At 63.5% G+C, this 25,899-nt stretch carries 28 protein-coding genes; 27 read left to right on the top strand and 1 reads right to left on the bottom strand.

Annotation, left to right across the window (positions count from 1 at the left end):
* Nucleotides 1–65 precede the first annotated feature (65 nt).
* From queA to DBO85_RS05455, 6 genes are all read left to right on the top strand, one after another.
* Nucleotides 66–1,115: a tRNA preQ1(34) S-adenosylmethionine ribosyltransferase-isomerase QueA gene (gene queA / locus DBO85_RS05480; protein WP_108106054.1), complete on the top strand. Its 1,050-nt coding sequence runs from the start codon at nt 66–68 to the stop codon at nt 1,113–1,115.
* 14 nt (nt 1,116–1,129) lie between these two features.
* On the top strand, nt 1,130–2,245 hold the full coding sequence (gene tgt / locus DBO85_RS05475) for a tRNA guanosine(34) transglycosylase Tgt (RefSeq protein ID WP_108106177.1): 1,116 nt from the start codon (nt 1,130–1,132) through the stop codon (nt 2,243–2,245).
* A 39-nt stretch (nt 2,246–2,284) separates the two neighbouring features.
* Nucleotides 2,285–2,629, top strand: coding sequence for a preprotein translocase subunit YajC (gene yajC / locus DBO85_RS05470; RefSeq protein WP_108106052.1), 345 nt, complete (start codon nt 2,285–2,287; stop codon nt 2,627–2,629).
* A gap of 62 nt (nt 2,630–2,691) precedes the next feature.
* The gene (gene secD / locus DBO85_RS05465; protein ID WP_108106050.1) at nt 2,692–4,560 is read left to right on the top strand and encodes a protein translocase subunit SecD; all 1,869 of its coding nucleotides are present in this window, start codon (nt 2,692–2,694) and stop codon (nt 4,558–4,560) included.
* A gap of 12 nt (nt 4,561–4,572) precedes the next feature.
* Nucleotides 4,573–5,481 (top strand): protein translocase subunit SecF, encoded by a 909-nt coding sequence (gene secF, locus DBO85_RS05460; protein WP_108106048.1) that lies wholly within the window; start codon nt 4,573–4,575, stop codon nt 5,479–5,481.
* A gap of 123 nt (nt 5,482–5,604) precedes the next feature.
* A complete protein-coding gene (locus tag DBO85_RS05455; RefSeq protein WP_108106046.1) occupies nt 5,605–6,141 on the top strand; it encodes a glycine zipper 2TM domain-containing protein in 537 nt (178 codons plus the stop codon).
* A gap of 66 nt (nt 6,142–6,207) precedes the next feature.
* On the opposite strand, the gene suhB is transcribed toward DBO85_RS05455, so the two are convergent.
* Nucleotides 6,208–7,023, bottom strand: a complete 816-nt coding sequence (suhB, locus tag DBO85_RS05450; RefSeq protein WP_108106044.1) for a type III secretion system regulator SuhB — start codon at nt 7,021–7,023, stop codon at nt 6,208–6,210.
* Between the two features lie 139 nt (nt 7,024–7,162).
* Between suhB and trmJ the strand changes: the two genes are divergently transcribed.
* The 21 genes from trmJ to DBO85_RS05345 all read left to right on the top strand — a co-directional run bounded on the left by trmJ (nt 7,163) and on the right by DBO85_RS05345 (nt 25,783).
* Nucleotides 7,163–7,942 (top strand): tRNA (cytosine(32)/uridine(32)-2'-O)-methyltransferase TrmJ, encoded by a 780-nt coding sequence (gene trmJ, locus DBO85_RS05445; RefSeq protein WP_108106175.1) that lies wholly within the window; start codon nt 7,163–7,165, stop codon nt 7,940–7,942.
* Nucleotides 7,935–8,717 carry a serine O-acetyltransferase gene (gene cysE / locus DBO85_RS05440; RefSeq protein ID WP_108106042.1) on the top strand — a complete coding sequence of 261 codons (783 nt, stop codon included), beginning with the start codon at nt 7,935–7,937 and terminating at the stop codon, nt 8,715–8,717. The genes trmJ and cysE overlap by 8 nt, the downstream gene beginning before the upstream one ends.
* Before the next feature lie 122 nt (nt 8,718–8,839).
* Entirely contained in the window at nt 8,840–9,331 is a 492-nt protein-coding gene (gene iscR / locus DBO85_RS05435; protein WP_108106040.1) for a Fe-S cluster assembly transcriptional regulator IscR, read from the top strand.
* Between the two features lie 29 nt (nt 9,332–9,360).
* The gene (locus tag DBO85_RS05430; RefSeq protein ID WP_108106038.1) at nt 9,361–10,575 is read left to right on the top strand and encodes an IscS subfamily cysteine desulfurase; all 1,215 of its coding nucleotides are present in this window, start codon (nt 9,361–9,363) and stop codon (nt 10,573–10,575) included.
* A 41-nt stretch (nt 10,576–10,616) separates the two neighbouring features.
* Nucleotides 10,617–11,003, top strand: coding sequence for a Fe-S cluster assembly scaffold IscU (iscU, locus tag DBO85_RS05425; RefSeq protein WP_108106036.1), 387 nt, complete (start codon nt 10,617–10,619; stop codon nt 11,001–11,003).
* Nucleotides 11,004–11,013: 10 nt separating this feature from the next.
* Nucleotides 11,014–11,337 carry an iron-sulfur cluster assembly protein IscA gene (gene iscA / locus DBO85_RS05420; RefSeq protein ID WP_108106034.1) on the top strand — a complete coding sequence of 108 codons (324 nt, stop codon included), beginning with the start codon at nt 11,014–11,016 and terminating at the stop codon, nt 11,335–11,337.
* 15 nt (nt 11,338–11,352) lie between these two features.
* Nucleotides 11,353–11,874, top strand: a complete 522-nt coding sequence (gene hscB / locus DBO85_RS05415) for a co-chaperone HscB (RefSeq protein WP_108106032.1) — start codon at nt 11,353–11,355, stop codon at nt 11,872–11,874.
* A gap of 44 nt (nt 11,875–11,918) precedes the next feature.
* Nucleotides 11,919–13,781, top strand: a complete 1,863-nt coding sequence (gene hscA / locus DBO85_RS05410) for a Fe-S protein assembly chaperone HscA (RefSeq protein ID WP_108106030.1) — start codon at nt 11,919–11,921, stop codon at nt 13,779–13,781.
* 5 nt (nt 13,782–13,786) lie between these two features.
* Complete coding sequence (gene fdx, locus DBO85_RS05405; RefSeq protein WP_108106028.1) at nt 13,787–14,125, top strand: ISC system 2Fe-2S type ferredoxin; 339 nt, start codon at nt 13,787–13,789, stop codon at nt 14,123–14,125.
* Between the two features lie 14 nt (nt 14,126–14,139).
* On the top strand, nt 14,140–14,340 hold the full coding sequence (iscX, locus tag DBO85_RS05400) for a Fe-S cluster assembly protein IscX (RefSeq protein WP_108106026.1): 201 nt from the start codon (nt 14,140–14,142) through the stop codon (nt 14,338–14,340).
* Nucleotides 14,341–14,449: 109 nt separating this feature from the next.
* Entirely contained in the window at nt 14,450–14,881 is a 432-nt protein-coding gene (gene ndk, locus DBO85_RS05395) for a nucleoside-diphosphate kinase (RefSeq protein ID WP_108106024.1), read from the top strand.
* Nucleotides 14,882–14,901: 20 nt separating this feature from the next.
* Nucleotides 14,902–16,047: a 23S rRNA (adenine(2503)-C(2))-methyltransferase RlmN gene (gene rlmN, locus DBO85_RS05390; protein WP_108106022.1), complete on the top strand. Its 1,146-nt coding sequence runs from the start codon at nt 14,902–14,904 to the stop codon at nt 16,045–16,047.
* A gap of 12 nt (nt 16,048–16,059) precedes the next feature.
* The gene (gene pilW, locus DBO85_RS05385) at nt 16,060–16,821 is read left to right on the top strand and encodes a type IV pilus biogenesis/stability protein PilW (protein ID WP_108106020.1); all 762 of its coding nucleotides are present in this window, start codon (nt 16,060–16,062) and stop codon (nt 16,819–16,821) included.
* Nucleotides 16,821–17,798, top strand: coding sequence for a helix-turn-helix domain-containing protein (locus DBO85_RS05380; RefSeq protein WP_108106019.1), 978 nt, complete (start codon nt 16,821–16,823; stop codon nt 17,796–17,798). The genes pilW and DBO85_RS05380 overlap by 1 nt, the downstream gene beginning before the upstream one ends.
* 1 nt (nt 17,799) lies before the next feature.
* Nucleotides 17,800–18,912 carry a flavodoxin-dependent (E)-4-hydroxy-3-methylbut-2-enyl-diphosphate synthase gene (gene ispG, locus DBO85_RS05375; protein ID WP_108106017.1) on the top strand — a complete coding sequence of 371 codons (1,113 nt, stop codon included), beginning with the start codon at nt 17,800–17,802 and terminating at the stop codon, nt 18,910–18,912.
* A gap of 156 nt (nt 18,913–19,068) precedes the next feature.
* Nucleotides 19,069–20,358, top strand: a complete 1,290-nt coding sequence (gene hisS, locus DBO85_RS05370; protein WP_108106015.1) for a histidine--tRNA ligase — start codon at nt 19,069–19,071, stop codon at nt 20,356–20,358.
* 61 nt (nt 20,359–20,419) lie between these two features.
* Nucleotides 20,420–21,025, top strand: a complete 606-nt coding sequence (locus DBO85_RS05365) for a tetratricopeptide repeat protein (RefSeq protein ID WP_108106173.1) — start codon at nt 20,420–20,422, stop codon at nt 21,023–21,025.
* Entirely contained in the window at nt 21,018–22,169 is a 1,152-nt protein-coding gene (gene bamB, locus DBO85_RS05360; RefSeq protein ID WP_177429736.1) for an outer membrane protein assembly factor BamB, read from the top strand. The genes DBO85_RS05365 and bamB overlap by 8 nt, the downstream gene beginning before the upstream one ends.
* Before the next feature lie 115 nt (nt 22,170–22,284).
* Nucleotides 22,285–23,745 (top strand): ribosome biogenesis GTPase Der, encoded by a 1,461-nt coding sequence (gene der, locus DBO85_RS05355; RefSeq protein WP_108106013.1) that lies wholly within the window; start codon nt 22,285–22,287, stop codon nt 23,743–23,745.
* A 95-nt stretch (nt 23,746–23,840) separates the two neighbouring features.
* Nucleotides 23,841–24,989: a pyridoxal phosphate-dependent aminotransferase gene (locus DBO85_RS05350; protein WP_108106011.1), complete on the top strand. Its 1,149-nt coding sequence runs from the start codon at nt 23,841–23,843 to the stop codon at nt 24,987–24,989.
* Complete coding sequence (locus tag DBO85_RS05345) at nt 24,977–25,783, top strand: amidohydrolase (RefSeq protein WP_108106009.1); 807 nt, start codon at nt 24,977–24,979, stop codon at nt 25,781–25,783. The genes DBO85_RS05350 and DBO85_RS05345 overlap by 13 nt, the downstream gene beginning before the upstream one ends.
* The last annotated feature ends 116 nt before the right edge of the window (nt 25,784–25,899 follow it).

Raw genomic sequence — 25,899 nt, 5'->3', positions numbered from 1 at the left:
GCGTGGCCAGTGTCGGGCAATTCCGGTAAGCTCTGCGCCCCTTTGGAACGACCTCTGTCCCTGTCATGCGTGTCGCCGATTTCCAGTTCGATCTTCCGGAAAGCCAGATTGCCCGCCATCCACTCGCTGAGCGCAGTGGCAGTCGCCTGCTGGTGCTGGATGGGCCCAGCGCGACAATCGCCCATCGACGCTTCCCCGATCTGCTGGAATTTCTGCGCCCCGGCGACCTGCTGGTATTCAACGACACCCGGGTGATCCCGGCGCGACTGTTCGGCCAGAAGGCCTCTGGCGGCAAGCTGGAGATTCTCGTCGAGCGGGTGCTGGACAGTCATCGGGTGATGGCCCACGTGCGTTCGAGCAAGTCGCCCAAGCCCGGCTCGCGGATACTGCTCGAGGGCGGCAGCGGTGCCGAGATGCTCGCGCGCCACGATACCTTGTTCGAGCTGCGTTTCGACGAGCCTGTGCTGTCCCTGCTCGAGCGCATCGGCCACATGCCGCTGCCTCCCTATATAGACAGGCCCGACGAAGCCGCCGATCGCGAGCGTTACCAGACCGTCTACGCGCGCAATGCCGGTGCGGTTGCTGCCCCTACCGCCGGACTGCATTTCGACGAGGCCCTGCTGGCCGAGATCGCCGCCCGTGGTGTGGAGCGTGCCTTCGTCACCCTGCACGTCGGCGCCGGGACCTTCCAGCCGGTGCGGGTCGAGCGCATCGAAGAGCACCACATGCACAGCGAATGGCTTGAAGTCAGCCAGGCGGTGGTGGATGCGGTCGAGGCTTGTCGCGCGCGTGGCGGTCGGGTGATCGCCGTGGGCACCACCAGCGTGCGTTCGCTGGAGAGCGCAGCACGCGACGGCACGCTCAAGCCGTTCAGTGGTGACACCGACATCTTTCTCTACCCCGGCAGGCCGTTTCACGTGGTCGACGCCCTGGTGACCAACTTCCATCTGCCCGAATCGACGCTGCTGATGCTGGTGTGCGCCTTCGCCGGCTACGCGCAGACAATGGCGGCCTATCGCGAGGCCGTGGCCGAAGGCTATCGCTTCTTCAGCTATGGCGATGCCATGTTCATTACCCGTAATCCCGCGCCGCGCGGCCCGGAGGAAACCCTATGAGCCGTACCTGTCGCATGTCCTTCGAGTTGCTGGCTACCGAGGGTCGGGCTCGTCGCGGCCGACTGACCTTTCCGCGTGGCGTGGTCGAGACCCCGGCGTTCATGCCGGTGGGCACCTATGGCACGGTCAAGGGCATGCTGCCGCGTGACATCGAGGCGATCGGTGCGCAGATCATTCTCGGCAACACCTTCCACCTCTGGTTGCGTCCGGGCACCGAAGTGATCAAGCGCCACGGCGATCTGCACGACTTCATGCAATGGCAGGGGCCGATCCTCACCGATTCCGGCGGCTTCCAGGTGTTCAGCCTGGGCGCGATGCGCAAGATCAAGGAGGAGGGCGTCTACTTCGCCTCGCCCGTGGATGGCGCCAAGGTCTTCATGGGCCCGGAAGAGTCGATGCAGGTGCAGCGCGATCTGGGTTCGGACATCGTGATGATCTTCGACGAGTGCACGCCTTATCCTGCCGAGCATGATGTCGCGCGCCGCTCGATGGAGCTGTCGCTGCGCTGGGCCAGGCGCTCCAAGGACGCGCATGGTGACAGCAGTGCGGCGCTGTTCGGCATCGTCCAGGGCGGCATGCACGAGGACCTGCGGATGGTTTCGCTGGAAGGCCTGCAGCAGATCGGCTTCGACGGCTATGCGATCGGCGGGCTGTCGGTCGGCGAGCCCAAGGAAGAGATGGTGCGGGTGCTCGACTTCCTGCCGCCGCAGTTGCCCGCAGACAAGCCGCGCTACCTGATGGGTGTCGGCACGCCGGCCGATCTGGTCGAGGGCGTGCGCCGCGGGGTCGACATGTTCGATTGCGTGATGCCGACCCGTAACGCACGCAACGGCCATCTGTTCATCGATACCGGCGTGCTGAAGATCCGTAATGCGGTGCACAAGCACGACGACTCTCCGCTGGATCCGACCTGCGACTGTTACACCTGCAAACACTTCTCCCGTGCTTATCTGCATCACCTGGACAAGTGCGGGGAAATGCTCGGCAGCATGCTCAATACCATCCATAACCTGCGTCATTACCAGGTCCTGATGGCTGGTTTGCGTGAGGCTATCCAACAGGGTAAATTGGCCGCCTTCGTCGATTCCTTCTATGCCCGCCGCGGCCTGCAGACGCCGCCGCTGGACTGATTTCCCGATTTCAAAACAAGACTTTCCAAGGAGTAATGCATGAGCTTTCTGATCCCTTCCGCCTACGCGGACGTCGCTGCCCCGGCCGCCACTACAGCAGCTCCGGGTGCCGGTGGCTTCGAGTGGATCTTCCTGGTCGGCTTCGTGGTCATTTTCTACCTCATGATCTGGCGTCCCCAGGCCAAGCGCGCCAAGGAGCACAAGAACCTGATGGGCAGCCTGCAAAAGGGTGACGAGGTGGTCACCTCCGGTGGCATCGCCGGCAAGATCAGCAAGGTCAGCGATGACTTCGTGGTGATCGAAGTCTCCGACACCGTCGAGCTGAAGATCCAGAAGGCGGCCATCGCCGCGACGCTGCCCAAGGGCACGCTGAAAGCCATCTAAGACCCACCAGACATCTCACCGACGGGGCGCTCAAGCGCCCCGCGTCATAAGCGGGCGGCGTCATGCTCAACAAATACCCTTTGTGGAAATACCTGCTGATATTGGTGGTGCTCGGCATCGCCTTCGTTTATTCGGCTCCCAATCTCTATCCCAACGACCCGGCGATTCAGGTTCGCGGCCAGAGCTCCTCGCTGCATGTCAGTGAAGCGGACCTGGATCGCGCGCAGCATGCGCTCGAGGAAGCCGGCATCGCGGTCAAGTCGGCCAGCCTGGCGGAAGCCGGCAGCAGTGCGCTGATGCGTCTGCAGCGCCTGGACGACCAGGAACGTGCCAAGGAAGTAGTGCGCCGGACCCTGGGTGACGACTATGTCGTGGCCTTGAACCTCGCACCTACCACTCCCCAATGGCTGCGTAACCTGGCGGCTTCGCCATTGAAGCTTGGTCTGGACCTGTCCGGCGGCGTGCACTTCCTGCTCGAAGTCGATATGGACAAGGCCGTCGAGGCACGCTTGAAGGTCTACGAGAGTGAGGTCAAGAGCCTGCTGCGCAAGGAAAACCTGCTCTACCTGAGCATGCCGCAGCGCGGCGGTTCGATTCAGCTGGGTTTTCGCACCGATGAGGAGCGGCAGAAGGCTGAGCGCCTGATCAGCAAGGAGCTCAACGACTTCGCCATGACCTCCGAGGCGGTGGATGATCGCGTTGTCCTGCGTCTGGCGCTGACCCAGGCCAAGCTGCAGGAAATCCGCGAATACTCGATCAAGCAGAACCTGACCACGGTGCGCAACCGGGTCAACGAGCTTGGCGTGTCCGAGCCGCTGGTGCAGCGCCAGGGCGCCAATCGCATCGTCGTCGAGCTGCCAGGGGTGCAGGATACTGCTGAAGCCAAGGCCATCCTGGGCAAGACGGCGAACCTGGAGTTCCGCCTCGCGGCGACCAGCGATGCGGTTCGCGCCAGCACCGAATCCTTCGAGTTCCGTGAAGAGGGGCAGCCCCCTGTCGATCTGGAGCGCAGCGTCATCATCACCGGTGACCAGGTCACCGACGCCCAGGCTGGCTACGACGAGAACGGTCGTCCGCAGGTGAACATCCGTCTCGACGGCCATGGCGGCGAGCTGATGAATCGCGCCACGCGCAACAACGTCGGTCGCAGCATGGCGGTGATCTTCATCGAGCAGCGGCCGGTAACCCGGCCAATGCGCCAGACGGTGGACGGCGTCGAGAAGCTGGTCAATGTGCAGAGCTTCCGCGAGGAGAAGAAGGTCATTTCCCTGGCGACCATCCAGTCGCCGCTGGGCAACCAGTTCCGCATCACCGGGCTTGACGGGCAGGGCGAGTCGTCCGAGCTGGCGCTGTTGCTGCGAGCCGGTGGACTGGCCGCGCCGATGTACTTCGCCGAGGAACGCACCATCGGCCCGAGCCTGGGTGCAGAGAACATCGAACTGGGTATCAACGCGGCGCTCTGGGGGCTGCTGTTCGTCTCTATCTTCATGCTGCTGATCTACAAGTTCTTCGGCATGCTTGCGAACATCGCGTTGTGTTTCAACATGGTCGTGCTGCTGGCGCTAATGTCGATGCTGGGGGCGACCCTGACCCTGCCAGGTATCGCCGGTATCGTGCTGACGATGGGTATGGCGGTAGATGCCAACGTACTGATCTTCTCGCGCATCCGCGAGGAAATCGCCAATGGACTGTCAATCCAGCGCGCCATCCACGAAGGGTTTGACCGGGCGTTCTCGGCGATCCTCGATGGCAACCTGACCACGCTGTTGGTCGGCGGCATTCTGTTCGCCATGGGCAGCGGCCCGATCAAGGGTTTTGCCGTCACCCTGTCGCTGGGGATCATCACCTCGATGTTTACCGCAATCATCGTGACGCGAGCCATGGTCAACCTGCTGTTCGGTGGCCGTGATCTCAAGAAACTCTGGATTTAAGGGGCTGCCACGATGAAACGCGTAATCAACTTCATGGCGGTACGCCATATTGCGCTGGTGCTGACGGTTCTGCTGACTGTCGCTTCGCTGGCGAGCCTGGCGGTGAAGGGGCTGAACTTTGGCCTGGACTTCACCGGTGGCACCCTGATCGAGTTGGGCTACGAGCGTCCGGCCGACCTCGGTCAGGTGCGCAAGCAGATGGGCCAGATCGGCTATGGCGACGCCACCGTGCAGAGCTTCGGTGCGGCCACCGACGTGCTGGTTCGGCTGCAGGGCGATGATCCGGCGCTGGGCAACAAGATCGTCTCTGCGTTGACCGAGCTTGGCGGCGACAACGCGGTCAGGGTCAAACGGGTGGAGTTCGTCGGCCCGGCGGTAGGCGAGGAGCTGCGTGACCAGGGTGGTCTGGGCATGCTGCTGGCGTTGGTTGGCGTACTGATTTACGTCGCCTTCCGTTTCCAGTGGAAGTTCGGCCTGGGTGCGATCCTGTCGCTGGTGCATGACGTCATCGTTACCCTGGGAGTGTTCTCTTTCTTCCAGATCCCGTTCGATCTCACCGTGCTGGCTGCGGTGCTGGCGATCATCGGCTACTCGCTGAACGACACCATCGTGGTGTTCGACCGTATTCGCGAGAACATGCGCATGCTGCGCAAGGCGGATCTGATCGAGAACATCAACATCTCCACTACCCAGACCCTGCTGCGTACCACGGCGACGTCGGTGTCGACGCTGCTTGCGGTGGCGGCGTTGATGGTTTTCGCCGGGGAGAGTCTGTGGGGGTTCTCGCTGGCACTGATGGTGGGGGTGGGTGTCGGTACCTACTCCTCGGTTTATATCGCGGCGATCCTGCTCATCGCCCTGAAGCTGACCCGCGAGGATCTGATTCCGCCGGTGGTCGAGGAAGTCGACGAAACGCCTTGAGTGCTGGTTGGCAATAACGCACTGACGACGAGGCCGGGTCTGGAACCCGGCCTCGTCGTTTCCGGTCCAAGGTTCGGGTTCAGGCGGCTAGCCTTGGCCCGATGGAATGAATCGGAGGTTCACGTGAATAAATCGATGATCGTTGGGGCTGCTCTCGGAGCTGCCGTAGCCACCGCGGGTGGCGCAGTTGCGGCGTACAGCTTTGTCGGCGGGCCGCGTCACGCCGAGGTGCTGGCAGTGGAGCCGATCAAGGAAACCATTCGCACGCCACGGGAAGTCTGCAAGGACGTCGTCGTTACGCGCCAGCAACCCGTCAAGGACCAGCACCAGATCGCCGGGACCGTCATCGGTGCCCTGGCGGGCGGATTGCTGGGTAACCAGGTAGGCGGCGGCAACGGCAAGAAGGTCGCTACGGTGGCGGGCGCGGCCGCCGGCGGCTATGCCGGCAACAAGGTGCAGGAGAACATCCAGGCCGGCTCGACCTATACCACCACCGAGACCCGTTGCAGCACTGTTACCGACACCAGCGAGAAAGTCGTCGGTTATCAGGTGAAATATGATCTGGACGGCAAGATCGGCTCGGTGCGCATGGATCGCGATCCGGGAGACAGGATTCCGGTCGAGGACGGACGCCTGGTGCTGGCCAAGAGTGGCGACTGATTCCGCAGGATAAAAAAAGGGGGCGCTGGAATGATCCGGCGCCCCCTTTTTTATTTGCGTCTGTTTTCAGCGCTTCATCGCGGCGGACAGGTGTGGCTGGATGGCGGTGAGCACGGCCTTGAAGCACTTGGTATTGCCGGCAACGATGTGCCCCTTCTCGAGGAAGTCGTGGCCGCCGGTGAAGTCGCTCACCAGTCCGCCGGCTTCCTGGACCAGCAGCGCGCCGGCGGCCATGTCCCACTCCGACAGGCCGAACTCCCAGAAGGCATCGAAACGGCCAGCGGCGACGTAGGCCAGGTCCAGGCTCGCAGCACCGGCACGGCGGATGCCGGCAGTCTGACCGGTCAGGGCGCGGAACATGCCGAGGTAGTTTTCCAGGCCGTCCAGTTGCTCATCGCGAAACGGAAAGCCGGTGCCGAGCAGGGCCCCTTCCAGGCTCTTGCGCGGGCTGACGCGCAGGCGGCGGCCGTTGATTGCGGCGCCGCGACCGCGGCTGGCGGTGAATTCTTCCTGGCGAACCGGGTCCAGGACGACGGCATGCTCCAGGCGGCCACGGTACTTGCACGCGATGCTCACGGCGAAGTGCGGGATGCCGCGGATGAAGTTGGTGGTGCCGTCGAGCGGGTCGATGATCCACTGGTACTCGGCGCCTTCGCCGCTGCCCTCGATCGCGCCGCCTTCTTCGCCGAGAAAGCTGTGGGTCGGATAGGCCTTGCGCAGGGCAGCAATGATGGTCTGCTCCGCGGCACGGTCGACCTCGGTGACATAGTCCTTGGCTTTCTTCTCGTCGACGGCGATGACATCCAGGCGTTCGATGGAGCGGAAGATCTGTTCTGCGGCGCTGCGGGCTGCGCGCAGCGCGATGTTCAGCATGGGCTGCATGGATGTACACCTGGGTCGTTAAAGAAAGCCGGCAATTCTATCAGAATTCGCCGGACTAAGAAGCGGCTGCCTTCGTTCGTGGTTTTCGCCCAAGGGCTTCTGTAAGATTCCAGCCCCCTGATCTCTGCTGGTGGGCGTTGTGCTGCAGAACATTCGCGTGGTCCTGGTCAATACCAGTCATCCCGGCAACATCGGTGGCGCGGCGCGGGCCATGAAGAACATGGGTCTCAATCGCCTGGTGCTGGTCGATCCGCAGGAGTTTCCGAGCCCCAAGGCCGATGCGCGTGCCTCGGGCGCGACAGACGTGCTGGAGGCTGCGCAGGTGGTTGCCACCCTGGAGGAAGCGCTGGTCGGCTGCAGTCTGGTGTTCGGTACCAGTGCGCGTGATCGGCATATTCCCTGGCCGCTGCTGGATCCGCGCGAGACGGCGAGCAAATGCCTGGAGCAGATCCAGGCGGGCGGCGAGGTGGCGCTGGTGTTTGGTCGCGAATACGCCGGGCTGACCAATCAGGAGCTACAGCGTTGCCATTTCCATGTGCATATACCGTCGGATCCCGAGTTCGGCTCGCTGAACCTGGCGGCCGCCGTGCAGGTGCTGGTCTACGAGGCGCGCATGGCCTGGCTGGCTGCGCATGATCAGCCGACCAAGATGACCAAGCTCGAGGCGGGTGCGGACGTCAATGCGCAGCCGGTGACCGCCGACGAGCTCGAGCAGTACTTCGTCCATCTCGAGCAGACCCTGATCGAAATCGGCTTTCTGATTCCCGAGCGACCCCGGCATCTGATGTCGCGACTGCGCAGGCTCTATGGGCGCGCGGATGTGACGCGGCTGGAAATGAACATTCTGCGCGGTATCCTCACCGAAACCCAGAAGACGGTCCGTGGCGAGCCCCACAAGCGGAGAGAGAACGATGTTTGAGCGCATGCGAGAAGACATCCGAAGCGTATTCCATCGCGACCCTGCGGCGCGTAACTCCTTCGAGGTGCTCACCTGCTACCCGGGGCTGCATGCGATCTGGGTTCATCGTCTGGCGCACTGGTTGTGGTGCGCGGGCTGGAAATGGCTGGCCCGTGTGCTGTCCAACTTTGGTCGCTGGATGACCGGGATCGAGATTCATCCTGGGGCGAAGATCGGTCGGCGTTTCTTCATCGATCACGGCATGGGCATCGTGATTGGCGAGACGGCAGAGATCGGTGATGACGTGACCCTCTATCAGGGTGTGACCCTGGGCGGTACCAGCTGGAATGCCGGCAAGCGCCATCCGACGCTGGAGGATGGCGTGGTGGTGGGGGCGGGTGCCAAGGTGCTTGGTCCCTTCACGGTGGGTGCTGGCGCCAAGATCGGGTCCAACGCGGTGGTAACCAAGCCGGTGCCGGCCGGTGCGACTGCGGTCGGCATTCCGGGGCGGATCATCGTCAAGGTGGACGATGAGCAGGAGGCTAAGCGCCAGGCGATCGCCGAGAAGTTCGGCTTCGATGCCTATGGTGTGAGTCAGGACATGCCCGACCCCATTGCGCGGGCGATAGGTCAGTTGCTTGATCACCTTCAGGCAGTCGATGCGCGCCTGGAAGGAATGTGCGGGGCGCTCAAGGCGCTCGGCAGTGACTACTGCGCCAAGGACTTGCCGGCGCTGCGCGATGAAGACTTCGCGGAGGTCAAGGTAGAGCCTGTGGCAGATGTTCGCGGAGATTGAGTCTGTTATGATGCGGCCCCGCTTTCTCCTGCAAACCTGAGTGTTTTAATAGGTCTTATAGTTGACTTAAATACTCGGAAATAGCATAATCGCGCCACTTCAGCGATCACGTGGTAAGTGCCATGCGACTCACTACAAAGGGCCGATACGCCGTTACGGCCATGCTTGATCTGGCCTTGCATGCTCAGCAGGGGCCTGTGTCCCTGGCGGATATTTCCGAGCGTCAGGGAATTTCCCTTTCCTACCTCGAGCAGCTGTTTGCCAAGTTGCGTCGTCGTAGCCTGGTTTCCAGTGTGCGCGGTCCCGGTGGCGGCTATCAGCTGTCTCGGGAGATGGCCGATATCCAGATCGCCCAGGTCATCGACGCGGTCAACGAGTCGGTTGATGCCACGCGGTGTCAGGGGCTTGGTGATTGCCATGCCGGTGATACCTGCCTCACCCATCACCTGTGGTGCGATCTCAGTGATCGTATCCACGAGTTCCTGCGCGGCATCAGTCTGGCTGACCTGGTCAGTCGCCGCGAGGTGCAGGAGGTCGCGCAGCGTCAGAACCTGCGGCGTGGCACTGGCAGGATGCCCGATCTCGAAAAGATAGAAACGTCCGCCGTTGAATGAGCAGGGCGTTCGCCTGATAGGAGTTGTCCATGAAATTGCCGATTTATCTTGATTACTCCGCGACCACGCCGGTCGATCCGCGTGTTGCGCAAAAAATGAGCGAATGCCTGCTGGTGGATGGCAACTTCGGTAATCCGGCGTCGCGCTCGCACGTCTTCGGCTGGAAGGCGGAGGAGGCGGTCGAGAATGCTCGTCGCCAGGTCGCCGAGCTGGTCAATGCCGACCCGCGCGAGATCGTCTGGACCTCCGGTGCCACCGAGTCCAACAACCTCGCCATCAAGGGCGTTGCGCACTTCTACAGTGGCAAGGGCAAGCACATCATTACCTCGAAGATCGAACACAAGGCGGTGCTCGACACGACCCGCCAGCTCGAGCGCGAAGGTTTCGAGGTTACCTACTTGGAGCCGGGCGAAGACGGTCTGATCACTGTGGCGATGATCGAGGCGGCACTGCGCGAGGACACCGTGCTGGTGTCGATCATGCACGTCAACAACGAGATCGGCACCATCAACGATATCGCTGCGATCGGTGAGCTGACCCGTGCGCGTGGTGTGCTTTTCCATGTTGATGCGGCTCAGTCCACTGGCAAGGTGGATATCGATCTGGAGGAACTCAAGGTCGATCTGATGTCCTTCTCGGCGCACAAGACCTATGGTCCCAAGGGCGTCGGTGCGCTTTACGTTCGGCGCAAGCCGCGCGTGCGACTGGAGGCCCAGACCCACGGCGGTGGCCATGAGCGCGGCATGCGTTCGGGTACCCTGGCGACTCACCAGTGTGTCGGCATGGGTGAGGCCTTCCGCATCGCCAGGGAAGAGATGGCGCAGGAAAATCAGCGCATTGCCGCTCTGCGTGATCGCTTCTACCGTCAGCTGGAAGACATGGAAGAGCTGTACGTCAACGGCAGCCTGACTGCCCGCGTGCCGCACAACCTGAATCTGAGTTTCAATTACGTCGAGGGCGAGTCGCTGATCATGGCGCTCAAGGACCTCGCCGTATCCTCCGGTTCCGCCTGTACCTCGGCGTCACTGGAGCCGTCCTACGTGCTGCGTGCGCTGGGTCGCAACGATGAGCTGGCGCATAGCTCGATCCGCTTCACCTTCGGCCGCTTCACCACCGAGGAAGAGGTCGACTACGCCGCCGCCAAGGTGCGCGAGGCGGTCACCAAGTTGCGCGAGCTGTCGCCGCTGTGGGACATGTTCAAAGAGGGTGTCGACCTTTCCAAGGTTGAGTGGGCGGCACACTGAAGCCGTCGATGAACGGCCCTGATGAGTGAGGATTGGCAGATATGGCATATAGCGAAAAGGTCATTGACCACTACGAGAACCCCCGCAACGTCGGCAAGCTCGATGCGGAAGACCCGGATGTCGGCACCGGCATGGTCGGCGCGCCGGCCTGCGGTGACGTGATGCGTCTGCAGATCAAGGTCAACGAGCAGGGCATCATCGAAGATGCCAAGTTCAAGACCTATGGCTGTGGGTCCGCCATTGCTTCCAGCTCCCTGGCCACCGAGTGGATGAAGGGCAAGACGCTGGATGAGGCGGAAACCATCAAGAACACCCAGCTCGCCGAAGAGCTGGCGCTGCCACCGGTGAAGATCCACTGCTCGGTGCTTGCCGAGGACGCCATCAAGGCGGCGGTACGCGACTACAAGCAGAAGAAAGGCTTGGTCTGAGGAGGCGACGATGGCCATCAGCATGACAGAAGCGGCGGCTCGTCACGTCCAGCGCTCGCTGGAAGGGCGCGGCAAGGGTGAGGGCATTCGGCTCGGCGTACGCACCACCGGTTGTTCGGGCCTGGCCTACGTGCTCGAGTTCGTCGACGAAACCCAGGCCGACGACGAGGTGTTCGAGAGCTTCGGCGTCAAGGTGATCATCGATCCGAAGAGCCTCGCCTATCTCGATGGCACCGAGCTGGACTTCGTCAAGGAAGGCCTCAACGAAGGCTTCAAGTTCAACAACCCGAACGTCCGCGGTGAATGTGGATGCGGTGAGAGCTTCAACGTCTGAGCAAGGCTGAACCCAGTGGGAAATCTCTGTCACTTCGCCCGGTTCGATCTGAAACCAGCCTTTCGCATTGATCTGGATGATCTCGGCGTGCGCTATCGCAAGCGCGCCCGCGAGGTGCATCCGGATCGCTTCGCCGATGCCGGCGAGCGCGAGAAGCGTCAGGTGCTGGAAGAGTCCGCGGCGCTAAACGACGCCTACCAGGTTCTGCGCAGTGCACCCATGCGCGCCCGCTACCTGCTGTCGCTGCGTGATGGCGAGCTGCCGCTCGAGGTGACGGTGCAGGATCCGGACTTCCTGATCCAGCAGATGCAGTGGCGCGAGGAGCTCGAGGAGCTTCAGGACAGCGCTGATCTGCCTGCGCTCGCGGCCTTCAAACAGCGCCTCAAGGCTGCCCAGGAGCGGCTCAATGACGACTTCGAGCTCTGTTGGCAAGACTCCGCGCGGCATGCGGAGGCTGTAAGGCTGATGCGACGCATGCAGTTCCTGGAAAAGCTCAATCACGAAGTGCGCGATCTCGAAGAGCGCCTCGACGACTAACGTTTTAGTGTCGCTCAGGCGGCACTCTGGATATCCGACGACCTATGGCCCTATTGCAGATCGCCGAACCCGGCCAGAGCCCGCAGCCGCACCAGCGGCGCCTGGCAGTGGGTATCGACCTGGGTACCACCAATTCGCTGGTCGCTGCCCTGCGTAGCGGTATTGCCGAGCCCCTGGCGGATGCCGAGGGTCAGGTGATCCTGCCCAGCGCGGTGCGCTATCACGCGGACCGCGTCGAGGTGGGCGCCGGCGCCAAGGCGGCCGCAGCAATTGATCCGTTCAATACCCTGGTATCGATCAAGCGCCTGATGGGCCGCGGTCTCGATGATGTGCAGCAGCTCGGTGAGCAGTTGCCGTATCACTTCGTTGTCGGTGAGTCGCAGATGCCTTTCATCGACACCGTCCAGGGCGCCAAGAGCCCGGTCGAGGTGTCTGCCGAAATTCTCCGGGTACTGCGCCAGCGTGCAGAGCAAGCCCTGGGTGGTGAGTTGGTGGGCGCGGTGATCACCGTGCCGGCTTACTTCGACGATGCCCAGCGCCAGGCCACCAAGGACGCCGCGCGGCTCGCGGGTCTCAACGTTCTGCGACTGCTCAACGAGCCGACCGCGGCGGCCGTGGCCTACGGTCTGGACCAGCAGGCCGAGGGCGTCGTTGCGGTATTCGATCTGGGTGGCGGCACCTTCGATGTATCCATCCTGCGTCTGACCGGCGGCGTTTTCGAGGTCCTTGCCACGGGCGGCGACACGGCCCTGGGTGGCGATGATTTCGACATGGCCATCGCTGGCTGGATGATTGCCGAGATGGGGCTGTCCGCCGATATCGAGCCGGGCGCCCAGCGTGGTCTGCTGCGCGCTGCCTGTGCTGCCAAGGAAGCGCTTACCGCGGCGACCTCGGTTGTGGTCGGGTATGAGGGCTGGCAGGGGCTGCTGACTCGCGAGCATTTCGACGGGCTGATCGAGCCCATGGTTGCCCGCAGCCTCAAGTCCTGCCGCCGCGCGCTGCGCGATGCGGGGCTGGAGGCGCACGAAGTCGAGGCAGTGGTTCTGGTGGGTGGTTCGACCCGTGTGCCGCGCGTGCGCACGGCGGTCGCCGAGCTGTTCGGTCGTGAGCCGCTCACCGATATCGATCCGGATCAGGTGGTGGCGATCGGCGCGGCCATCCAGGCCGACACCCTGGCAGGCAATCGCCGCGAGGGCGAGGAGCTGCTGCTGCTCGACGTGATTCCTCTGTCGCTGGGTCTCGAGACCATGGGCGGGCTGATGGAGAAGGTGATTCCGCGCAATACCACCATCCCGGTCGCGCGCGGCCAGGACTTCACCACCTACAAGGATGGCCAGACGGCCATGATGATTCACGTGCTGCAGGGTGAGCGCGAGCTGGTTTCGGCCTGCCGCTCGCTGGCACGTTTCGAACTGCGCGGCATTCCACCGATGGTCGCCGGCGCGGCGAAGATCCGCGTGACCTTTCAGGTCGATGCAGACGGTCTGCTCAGCGTGGCCGCGCGTGAACTCGGCTCGGGTGTCGAGGCGAGTATCCAGGTCAAGCCGTCCTACGGACTTACCGATGGTGAGATCACCCGCATGCTGCAGGACTCCTTCCAGCACGCCAGCGACGATCGCGACGCCCGTGCCCTGCGCGAACAGCAGGTCGATGGCGAAAGGCTGCTCGAAGCGGTGCAGGCTGCGCTTGCTGCAGATGGCGAGCGGCTGCTCGATGCCGAAGAGCGCCAGGCCATTCAGATCCAGATGGACGAGTTGCGCAGCCTGCTGGCCGGACAGGACCAGGCAGCGATAGAACAGCAGATCCGGCGTTTGAGCCAGATCACCGATGCCTTCGCGGCACGCCGCCTGGATGCGACCGTCAAGGCCGCGCTGGCCGGGCGCAACCTCAATGAGATCGAGGACTGACAGTTATGCCGCAGATCATCTTCCTGCCCAACGCCGAGCATTGCCCGGAGGGCGCCGTCGTCGAGGCCGAAGCGGGGGAGACCGTGCTCGACGCAGCCTTGCGCAGCGGTATCCATATCGAACATGCCTGCGAGAAGTCCTGCGCCTGCACCACCTGTCACGTGGTGATTCGCGAGGGTTTTGCCTCGCTCGAGGCGTCCGACGAGCTGGAGGACGACATGCTCGACAAGGCCTGGGGTCTGGAGCCGAACTCGCGACTCTCCTGTCAGGCGACGGTCGCGGACAAGGATCTGGTCGTGGAAATTCCGCGTTACACCATCAACCAGGTGTCCGAAGGGCACTGAGGCAGGAGGCCGGGATGAGTCTGAAGTGGACGGATGTACTCGATATCGCCATCGAGTTGAGCGAGCGCAAGCCGGACGTTGATCCGCGCTTCATCAATTTTGTCGATCTGCATCGCTGGGTTCTGGAATTGCCGGACTTTTCCGACGATCCGGGGCGTGCCGGCGAGAAGGTGCTGGAGGCCATTCAGGCCGCCTGGATCGAAGAGCAGCAGTAGTTGCCGTCGGGCACCGCGATTGTGCACTGCTCTTATGCAAGCCTGTTGAACCCGCGTATAATTCGCGGGTTTTATTTTTCGCTTTAACCCCTTGTTTCTGGAGTTTCAAATGGCCGTTCAACGTACTTTTTCCATCATCAAGCCGGACGCTGTCGCCAAGAACGTCGTAGGCGAGATCACCAGCCGTTTCGAGAAGGCCGGTCTGCGCGTCGTGGCTTCCAAGATGGTTCAACTGTCCGAGCGCGAGGCCGCCGGTTTCTACGCCGAGCACAAGGAGCGTGGCTTCTTCAAGGATCTGGTTTCCTTCATGACGTCCGGTCCGGTCATCGTCCAGGTTCTGGAAGGCGAGAATGCCGTCCTGAAAAACCGTGAACTGATGGGTGCCACCAACCCGAAAGAAGCGGCTGCCGGTACCATTCGCGCCGATTTCGCCGTTTCCATCGACGAAAACGCCGTTCACGGTTCCGACTCCGAAGCGTCTGCTGCGCGCGAAATCGCTTACTTCTTCGCTGCTACCGAGCTGTGCGACCGCATCCGCTGAGATGAGTCGAGGGTGAATCCATGAATCAAGTTGCCGGCAAAGTGAACCTGCTCGGGCTGACCCAGTCCGGCATGGAGCAATTCTTCGAGTCCATCGGGGAAAAGCGCTTCCGCGCCGGTCAGGTGATGAAGTGGATTCACCATTTTGGCGTCGATGATTTCGACGCCATGAGCAATCTCGGCAAGGCCCTGCGCGAAAAGCTCAAGGGCTGTGCCGAGATTCGCGGTCCGGAAGTCGTCAGCCAGGACATCTCCACCGACGGCACCCGTAAATGGGTGGTGCGTGTGGCGTCCGGCAGCTGCGTCGAGACCGTGTACATCCCCCAGGGTAGCCGTGGCACCCTGTGCGTTTCCTCGCAGGCCGGCTGTGCGCTGGACTGCAGCTTCTGCTCCACTGGCAAGCAAGGCTTCAACAGTGATCTGACCGCCGCCGAGATCATTGGCCAGGTCTGGGTCGCCAACAAATCCTTCGGTACCATTCCGGCCAAGGTCGACCGGGCCATCACCAATGTGGTGATGATGGGAATGGGCGAGCCGCTTTTGAATTTCGACAACGTGGTCGACTCCATGCAGATCATGATGGACGACCTCGGCTACGGCATCTCCAAGCGCAAGGTGACGCTGTCCACCTCCGGCGTGGCGCCGATGATCGACAAGCTCGCCGAAGTGACCGATGTCGCTCTCGCCTTGTCGCTGCACGCGCCCAACGACGAGCTGCGCAATCAGTTGGTGCCGATCAACAAGAAGTATCCGCTGGCGGTAGTCCTGGCCGCCTGCAGGCGCTACATCGAGGGTCTCGGCGACAAGCGCTATCTGACCATCGAGTACACCCTGCTCAAGGACGTCAATGATCTGCCCGAGCATGCCGCGCAGATGGTCGAGCTGCTGGGCGACATGCCCTGCAAGATCAACCTGATTCCGTTCAACCCCTTTCCGCATTCCGGTTACGAGCGGCCGAGCAACAACGCGATCCGGCGTTTTCAGGATCTGCTCCACAAGGCCGGCCACAATGTTACCGTGCGCACCACCCGCGGAGATGACATCGATGCCGCCTGTGGCCAACTGGTCGGTCAGGTCCAGGATCGCACTCGACGTAGCGAGCGCTATATCGCCATTCGCGATCTGGACGCCGAGGCGGCCCCGGCACGTACCGCAAATCGAAGCTGAAGGGAGTAATACATGTCGTTCCTGCGTACTGCACTATCGGTTCTTTGCCTGAGTCTGCTCGTCGGCTGCGTCAGCAGTGGCCATGTCGATCCGATGAAGACCGCGGACGGTCGTGATCAGGCGCGCGATGCTTACGTTCAGCTGGGCCTCGGCTATCTGGAACGCGGTATGACCGAGAAGGCCAAGCAGCCGCTCAAGCAGGCGCTGGAACTCGATCCCAACAGCGCCGATGCCCACGCGATCCTGGCGCTGGCCTTCCAGCGCGAGATGGAGTACGAACTGGCCGACCAGCACTTCCGCAAGGCCTTGTCGGTGCGCGGTTCGGATGCTCGACTGCTGAACAACTACGGCAGCTTCCTGTTCGAGCGCGAACGTTACAACGAAGCCCTGGAGAGTTTCCAGAAGGCCTCCGAAGACACCATGTACGGCGAGCGTTCGCGCGTGTTCGAGAACCTCGGCCTGACTTACCTGCAGCTCAAGCGTCCCGATGATGCACGTACCGCCTTTACCCGCGCGCTGCGTCTGAACAGCCAGCAGCCCCGTGCTCTGTTGGAAATGGCGGTGCTGTCCTATGAGGGTGGCGATTACCCGGCGGCCAACAGCTATTACGGCCGTTTCAGTCAGATGACCGAGCAGAATGCCCGCAGCCTGCTGCTGGGTGCCCGGCTGGCGCGCATCTTCGACAACCGTGATCGTGCTGCCACCCTGGGTCTGCAGCTGCGTCGTCTCTACCCCGGCTCTGCCGAATACAAGCAATTTCTCGCGGAGCAGTGATGAAGCAGGAGTCTCTCGAATCGGTAATGCCTCGGGCCAACCCTGGCGACAGCCTGCGTGAGGGCCGTGAAGCGCGAGGGCTGAGCGTCGCGGAGGCGGCCGTTCAGCTGAATCTCTCGGTCGCACGCCTGCAGCAGCTGGAAGCCGGGGAGTTCGACAAGTTGCCCGGGCACACCTTTGCCCGTGGTTATGTACGCAGCTATGCGCGCCTGCTCGGGCTGGACCCCAACCGCATCGTGCTGGAATTCGACCAGTTCACCGGAACTGACGCGGCGGGCAGTGAGGTGCATGCGCTTGGTCAGATCGAGCAGCCGGTGCGGGTCGCGCATTCGTTGCTGCGTCTGCTGAGTTTCGTTCTTTTACTGGCACTCGCAGGCCTTGGCTTCTACTGGTGGCAGGAGCGCTCCACAGCTCCGACCGACCCGCTTGGTCAGGCACCGGTGCACATTGAGGTTGAAGGCGCGGACGGGCGTTTGCAGCTGCATCCGCTGACTGAACTTGAAGATGAAGCGCTGCTTGCTGCCGAGGTCGATCCGCTGCCGATGGACAGCGAAGCACTACCGGTCGACGCCCAGCCAGTTGCTCCGCCGGCCAGCGACAGCGCTCCGGCCGCGTCGGCGCAGATTCAGGCGCAGGCTCCGGCGGCATCGTCGCAGGCGCAGGCCTCCACCGTTACGCCAGCTCCGGAGGCTGCTGCATCTGCCGCGCCGGCGGTGCAGGCGGAGGCAGCTGCGGGACAGGGGACTGTTGAAGTCGTCTTCAGCGATACCTGCTGGGTACAGGTGAAGGATGCCGACGGCAAAATTCTGGCCGGTGGGCTCAAGCGCAAGGGCGAGAGCCTGCGGGTGGTGGGCAAGGCGCCGCTGGAGCTGCGCCTGGGCGTGGCCCGCGCAGCGAGCGTCAGCTACAACGGTTCGCCAGTCGATATCGCGCCCTTCACCAGCAACGAAACCGCACGTCTGAGCCTGGGTCAATAGCATGCACTGTCAGTCTCCAATCAAGCGTCGGCTTTCCCGCAAGATCATGGTCGGCTCGGTGCCGGTCGGTGGCGATGCCCCCATCGCGGTGCAGAGCATGACCAATTCCGACACCAACGATGTGGCCGCCACCGTGGCGCAGATTCGTCGTCTTGAAGATGCCGGTGCCGACATCGTGCGCGTCTCGGTGCCGGACATGGATGCCGCCGAGGCCTTTGGCCGAATCAAGCAGCAGGTGCGGGTGCCGCTGGTGGCGGACATCCACTTCGATTATCAGATCGCCCTGCGGGTGGCGGAGCTCGGCGTCGACTGCCTGCGCATCAATCCGGGCAATATCGGCCGCGAGGACCGCGTGCGTGCGGTGGTCGAGGCGGCCCGCGACAGGGGCATCCCGATCCGCATCGGCGTCAACGCAGGCTCCTTGGAGAAGGACCTGCAGAAGAAGTATGGCGAGCCGACCCCCGAGGCACTGGTCGAGTCAGCGCTGCGCCATGTCGAACATCTCGACCGACTGAACTTCCCCGACTTCAAGGTCAGCGTGAAGGCATCCGACGTGTTCATGGCGGTGGAAGCCTATCGCCTGCTGGCCAAGCAGATCGAGCAGCCGCTGCACCTGGGCATCACCGAGGCGGGCGGTCTGCGCTCCGGTACGGTCAAGTCGGCGGTCGGCCTGGGCATGCTGCTGGCCGAGGGCATTGGCGACACCATTCGCATCTCCCTGGCAGCCGATCCGGTCGAGGAGATCAAGGTCGGCTACGACATCCTCAAGTCGTTGCGCCTGCGTTCGCGCGGGATCAACTTCATCGCCTGTCCGAGCTGCTCGCGGCAGAACTTCGACGTGGTCAAGACCATGAACGAGCTCGAGGCGCGGGTCGAGGATCTGCTGGTGCCGCTGGACGTCGCGGTGATCGGCTGCGTGGTCAACGGGCCGGGCGAGGCCAAGGAAGCACACATCGGCCTCACCGGCGGTACGCCGAACAATCTGGTGTACATCGATGGTGTCCCGGCCTCGAAACTCAACAACGAGAATCTGGTGGATGAGCTGGAAAAGCTGATCCGACGCAAGGCGGCCGAGAAGGTCGAGGCTGACGCGGCGGTGATTGCCCGCGGCTGATTCAGGCTGTCTCTGCGTACCGCGCATGGGCAGAACAGACAACCAGGAAACAGGCGAACGCGCGCGGTTCACCACTGTAAACAAGCATTTTTGCCTCTGTTTCCGACCCTGCATGGACCAGCGCAGCGGTGTCGAGAACAGATCTAGGGATCATTCGTGAGCAAGACCCTGCAAGCCATCCGTGGCATGAACGACATACTGCCAGCGCAGACGCCTGCCTGGCGCTACCTGGAGTCCACCTTCGCGACGTTGCTGGATGGCTACGGCTACAGCGAGATCCGCCTGCCGATCGTCGAGTACACCGAGCTGTTCGCCCGGGGTATCGGCGAGGGCACGGACGTGGTCGACAAGGAGATGTATACCTTCCTCGACCGCAACGAGGAGTCGCTGACCCTGCGCCCGGAAGGTACCGCCGGCTGCGTGCGTGCGGTACTCGAGCATGGCCTCAATGGGGCTGGCCAGGTACAGAAGCTCTGGTACACCGGGCCGATGTTTCGCTACGAGAAGCCGCAGAAGGGCCGCTATCGGCAGTTCCACCAGATCGGCGTGGAGGTGTTCAACCTGAATGGTCCAGACATCGATGCCGAACTGATCGCGCTTACCGCCCGGCTCTGGCAACAGCTCGGGCTGCGCGATGCGGTCACCCTGCAGCTCAACAGCCTGGGCTCCAGCGAAGCCCGCGGGCGTTATCGGGAAGCCCTGGTCGACTATCTGCAGGCGCGCTTCGAGCAGCTCGACGAGGACAGCCAGCGCCGCCTGGATACCAATCCGTTGCGCATCCTCGACAGCAAGAACGCCCAGACCCAGGCGCTGCTGGTCGATGCGCCGATGCTGGCGGACTACCTCGACAAGGAATCCCAGGCGCACTTCGACGGTCTGCGCGCGCGTCTTGACGCGCTGGGCATTGCCTACCAGATCAATCCCAAGCTGGTACGCGGCCTGGATTACTACGGCCGCACCGTCTTCGAGTGGGTCACCGACAAGCTTGGCGCCCAGGGCACGGTCTGTGCCGGTGGGCGTTACGATGGCCTGGTCAGCCAGTTCGGCGGCAAGCCGACACCGGCGGTGGGCTTTGCCATGGGCATCGAGCGCCTGGTCCTGTTGCTGGAAACCCTCGAGTTGTTGCCGCCGCAACCGCAGGGCCAGGCCGATCTGTACTTCTGCACCTTTGGCGAACCGGCGGAGCTGGCTGCCCTGCGCCTGTCCGAGACCCTGCGCGAAGCATTGCCGGGCACGCGGCTGTGGTTGAACAACGGTGCCGGCAGTTTCAAGAGCCAGTTCAAGAAGGCCGACAAGAGTGGGGCGCGCTTCGCCCTCGTTCTGGGTGAGGACGAACTGGCCCGTGGCGTGGTAGCTTGCAAACCCTTGCGCGGCCAGGGGGAACAGCAGACGCTGGCCCTGGACGACCTCGCCGGCCAGCTGGCCGCACTACTGAACGAAATCTGAATTCCGCACATTTAAGGAGCAACGGGTGAGCACGCACAGCGAAGAAGAGCAGATCGCGCTGATGAGGGACTGGTGGCAGCGCAACGGCAAGCCCCTGTTGATGGGCGGCGTGCTGGCTCTTGCCGGTGTCTTCGGTTGGCAGGCCTGGCAGAAGCATGAGGCCGCTCAGGCCGCTGCCGCCGGTGCGCTCTATCAGCAATTGCTCGAGCTGGCGGTGACGCCGGCGCCGGATACGACCAAGGTCGTCGATCTGGCCTCGCGCCTGAACAAGGAACACGCCGGCAGCGTCCAGGCGCAGTATGCGAGCCTGTTCGTGGCCAAGCTTGCGGTCGACTCGGGCAAGCTCGACGACGCGGCTGGCGCCCTGCAGGCGGTGGTCGACGATCCTGCCGATGCGACGCTTGCCGATCTGGCGCAGCACCGCCTGGCGCGGGTGATGGCGGCCCAGGGCAAGGTCGAGGAAGCGCTCGCGCTGCTCGAGAAGCCGGCCCAGGTTGACGAATTCAAAGCGATCCGCGAGGAACTGCGTGGTGACCTGCTGGCCCGCCTGGGTCGTGCCGACGACGCGCATGCCGCCTATGAAAAGGCCAAGGCCGCGCTTTCCGAGGAAGCGGCGCAGGGTACCCTGCAGATGAAGCTCGACGACCTGGCCAAAGAGGATGCATGACGTGATGCGCTGGAAGAATGCCGCACTGCTGGCGCTGGCCGTATTGGCCGCGGGCTGCAGCAGCACCGACAAGAAGGAACTGCCACCGGCCGAACTGCCCAAGTTCGAGCGTGAAGTGAGCCTGAAGACCCAGTGGAGCCGCTCGATCGGCGATGGCCAGGGTGATACCTACAACATGCTGGTCCCGGCGGTCGACGGCGAGCGCATCTTTGCCGCCGACGTCGAAGGTCTGGTCATGGCGCTCGACCGCCTGACCGGCAAGGTGATCTGGAAGCAGAACCTGAAGACGCCGGTATCCGGCGCGGTGGGGGCAGGCTACGGTCTGGTCCTGCTGGGCACGCTGAAAGGCGAAGTGCTCGCGCTCGACGCCGACAGTGGCGAAGAGAAGTGGCGCGCCAAGGTCAACAGCGAGGTGCTCGCAGCGCCGGCAACCAACGGCGATATCGTCGTGGTGCAGACCCAGAACGACACTCTCTACGCATTCGAGGCCTACAGCGGCAACCAGCGCTGGGTCTTCGACAACACCCCGGCCGTGCTGACCCTGCGCGGTTCGGGTAGCCCGGTGCTGACCAACAACCTGGCGATTGCCGGTCTTTCCACCGGCAAGGTGCTGGCACTGGATACCGCGCGCGGCCTGCCGATCTGGGAGCAGCGCGTTGCCGTACCCCAGGGCCGTTCCGAGCTTGAGCGCATCGTCGACATCGACGGCGGGCTGCTGCTCTCCGGCGGCATCGTCTACGCGGTGAGCTACCAGGGTCGCCTGGCGGCGCTCGATCTGAGCAGCGGACGAATTCTCTGGGAGCGTCAGGCCTCCAGCGCCATGGGCCTGGCCCAGGGTTATGGCAGTGTCTACGTGAGCGAAGCCGAAGGCACCCTGGTGGGCGTCGACGAGCGTTCCGCCTCCGCGCTGTGGAGCAACGATTCGCTGCAGCGTCGCAAGCTGTCGGCACCGGCGGTGATTTCCAGTTACGTGCTGGTGGGCGATCTGGAGGGCTATCTGCATCTGCTCAGCCAGGTCGACGGTCGTTTCGTCGGTCGCGAGCGTATCGACAGCGCCGGGTTGCGTGCCCAGCCAGTGGTTGCGGGTGAGTGGATCTACGCTTACGGCAACGGCGGCAAGCTGGTGGCACTGACCATCCAGTGACCGCCGGCCGGGCGCCCTGCGGGGCGTACCGGGCCGTTCCTCGTGCAATGAATGTCCGGCCGCTGCCCAACGCAGCGGCCTTTGTGTTTTCGCAAATATCGCAGGTGAGAGCCTCATGGTTCCCGTTATCGCCCTGGTGGGCCGCCCCAACGTCGGCAAGTCCACCCTGTTCAACCGCCTGACCCGCAGTCGCGACGCCATCGTCGGCGATCTGTCCGGTCTGACCCGTGATCGCCAGTACGGCGAGGCCAAGTGGCAGGGGCGTACCTACATCGTCATCGATACCGGGGGCATCTCCGGGGACGAGGAGGGGATCGACGCGAAGATGGCGGCGCAGTCGCTGCAGGCCATCGAGGAAGCCGACGTGGTGCTGTTCATGGTCGATGCCCGTGCCGGGCTGTGCGCGGCGGACCAGTCGATCGGCGAGCACCTGCGCAAGCGCAACAAGCGCAGTTTTCTGGTGGTGAACAAGGTCGACAACCTCGATAGCGACGTTGCCCGTGCCGAGTTCAGCCCGCTCGGCCTCGGTGACGCGCTGGCGATTGCCGGCGCCCACGGCCGCGGCATCACCCAGATGCTGGAAACCGTGCTCGGCGAATTTCCCAAGGACCAGGAAGAATTGCCCGCGGAAGAAGTCGCCGAAGGTGAGGAGCCGACGCGGATTCCCGGCCCCAGCGAGAAGGACGGCATCAAGATCGCCATCATCGGTCGGCCCAACGTCGGCAAGTCGACGCTGGTCAACCGCATGCTCGGTGAAGACCGGGTTATCGTCTACGACCAGGCCGGCACCACCCGCGACAGCATCTACATCCCCTTCGAGCGTGGCGACGAGAAGTACACCCTGATCGACACCGCCGGCGTGCGTCGGCGCGGCAAGATCTTCGAGTCGGTCGAGAAGTTCTCGGTGGTCAAGACCCTGCAGGCGATCCAGGACGCCAACGTGGTGATCTTCGTGATGGACGCCCGCGAAGGGGTGGTCGACCACGACCTCAACCTGCTCGGCTTCGCGCTGGAATCCGGTCGCGCACTGGTGATCGCGCTGAACAAGTGGGACGGCATGGACCACGGCGAGAAGGAATACGTGAAGACCGAGCTGGAGCGCCGGCTGTTCTTCGTCGACTTCGCCGACATCCACTTCATCTCCGCATTGCACGGCACCGGCGTCGGCAACCTGTACAAGTCGGTGCAGGCCGCCTTCCAGTCGGCGATTACCCGCTGGCCGACCAGCCGCCTGACACAGATCCTCGAAGGCGCGGTGCAGGAGCACCAGCCGCCGCTGGTCAACGGTCGCCGCATCAAGTTGCGCTATGCCCACCTGGGCGGTGCCAACCCGCCGCTGATCGTGATTCACGGCAACCAGGTCGAGGCGGTGCCCAAGTCCTATGTGCGCTACCTGGAAAACACCTACAGGCGTGTGCTGCGGCTGGTCGGCACGCCGATCCGCATCGAGTTCAAGGGCGGCGACAACCCCTACGAGGGCAAGAAGAACACCCTCACCGACCGCCAGGTGAACAAGAAGCGCAGGCTCATGTCGCACCGCAAGAAGGCCGAGAAGAAGCGCAAGGACAAACGCTAGATAGCACCTGGAAGCCTGACGCCGAAGAAGGAGCCGGGCGCGCGCCTGGTGCCACCCCGCAGGCTGATCCGCTTCCAGCTTTCGGATATTCGCTGATGATCCAGAGCAAACTGCCCCACACCGGCACCACCATCTTCACCCGCATGTCGCAGTTGGCGGCCGAGTGCGGGGCGATCAACCTGTCCCAGGGTTTTCCGGATTTCGACGGTCCCGATGCACTGCGCGAGGCGGTCGCTCGCGCAGTGCTGCAAGGACACAACCAGTACGCGCCCATGACCGGCCTGCCGGCGCTGCGCGAGCAACTGGCGCTCAAGGTCCAGCGGCTCTATGGCCGCAACCTGTCGGCGCAGGACGAGATCACCGTCACCCCCGGCGCGACCCAGGCGATCTTCTGCGCCATCCACGCGCTGGTGCATCCTGGCGACGAGGTGATCGTCTTCGATCCCTGCTACGACAGCTACGAGCCGGCGGTGCAACTGGCTGGCGGCATCTGCGTGCATCAGCGCCTGCGTCTGCCGGACTTCGCCATCGACTGGCCGGCGCTGGAGGCGGCCATCGGCGCGCGCACCCGGCTGATCATCATCAACAGTCCGCACAACCCCAGTGGGGCACTGCTCTCGCGAGCGGACCTGGACCGCCTGGCCGCGCTGATCCGCGACCGCGATATCCATCTGCTCAGCGACGAGGTCTACGAGCACCTGGTGTTCGACGGCGCCGAGCACCAGAGCGTGCTGCGGCATGATGAGCTGTATCAGCGTGCCTTCGTCGTCGGCTCCTTCGGCAAGACCTATCACGTCACCGGTTGGAAGACCGGCTATGTGCTCGCGCCGCCTGCGCTCAGCGCCGAGCTGCGCAAGGTCCACCAGTTCGTCAGCTTTACCGCGGTGACCCCGCTGCAGTGGGCGCTGGCCGAGTTCATGCAGCAGCATCCGGAGCATCTGGCCGAGCTGCCGGGCTTCTACCAGGCCAAGCGCGATCTGTTCTGCGCGTTGCTGGCCGACTCGCGCTTCGTCTTCACGCCCTCGCCAGGCACCTATTTCCAGCTGGCCGACTACTCGGCGATCCGTCCTGATCTGGATGACGTGGCCATGGCCGAGTGGCTGACCCGCGAGCAGGGCGTGGCGGTGATCCCGGTGTCGGTGTTCTATCGTGAGCCGCCGGCGGACATGCGCCTGGTGCGCTTCTGTTTCGCTAAGCGCGACGACACCCTGCGTGCCGCAGCACAACGCCTGTGCGCGATCTGAACGGAGTGAGCATGAACAAGCCCGATCTTGACCTGGCGCTGATCCAGACCGAACTGGTCTGGCAGGACCCGGCGGCCAACCGCGCCCACTTCGAGCCGCTGCTGGCGCAGGCACGCGGCGCGGATCTGATCGTGCTGCCGGAAATGTTCAGCACCGGCTTCTCCATGGAGTCGGCGCGCCTGGCTGAAGAGGAGGACGGTCCCACCAGCCTCTGGCTGCAGCAGCAGGCCCGACAGCTGGAGGCAGTGGTCACCGGCAGCCTGATCATCCGCGCGGCCGATGGCAGCTACCGCAACCGCCTGCTCTGGGCGCGTCCGGACGGCAGCCTGGCGCATTACGACAAGCGCCACCTGTTTCGCATGGCCGGGGAAGACCAGCATTTCAGTGCGGGCGAGCAGCAGGCACTGTTCGAGCTCAAGGGTTGGCGCATTCGCCCGCTGATCTGCTACGACCTGCGCTTTCCGGTGTGGAGCCGCGATGCCGGCGGCACCGACCTGTTGCTCTACACCGCCAACTGGCCGGCGGCACGGCGCGCCCACTGGAACCGCCTGCTGCCGGCGCGGGCCATCGAAAACCAGTGCTATGTGGCGGCGCTGAACCGTGTCGGCCGCGACGGCAAGGGCCTGGACTACGCCGGCGACAGCCAGGTGCTGGATTTCCAGGGCGACTGCCTGCTGGCTTGCGAAGATGCCGATGGCGTCCGCAAGCTGAGCCTGGATCCGCGTAAACTGGCGGCCTATCGTGAGCACTTCCCGGCGTTTCGCGATGCCGATGGATTCGTGCTGGAGCTCTAGCGCTCCGCTGCGGCCGTTGCGACGCAAACGCCCTGGATGCCCGGTAGCAGATTCCGCGCCGTGCCGAGCGCGGAGACAGTCTGAAATCCACCTCGGTCCAACGATCCGCAACATGC

The organism is Pseudomonas mangrovi (assembly GCF_003052585.1).
Classification (GTDB): Bacteria; Pseudomonadota; Gammaproteobacteria; order Pseudomonadales; family Pseudomonadaceae; genus Aquipseudomonas; species Aquipseudomonas mangrovi.
Note: the sequence above shows the minus strand (reverse complement) of the source record. Positions and strands in the feature narration are given on the sequence as shown.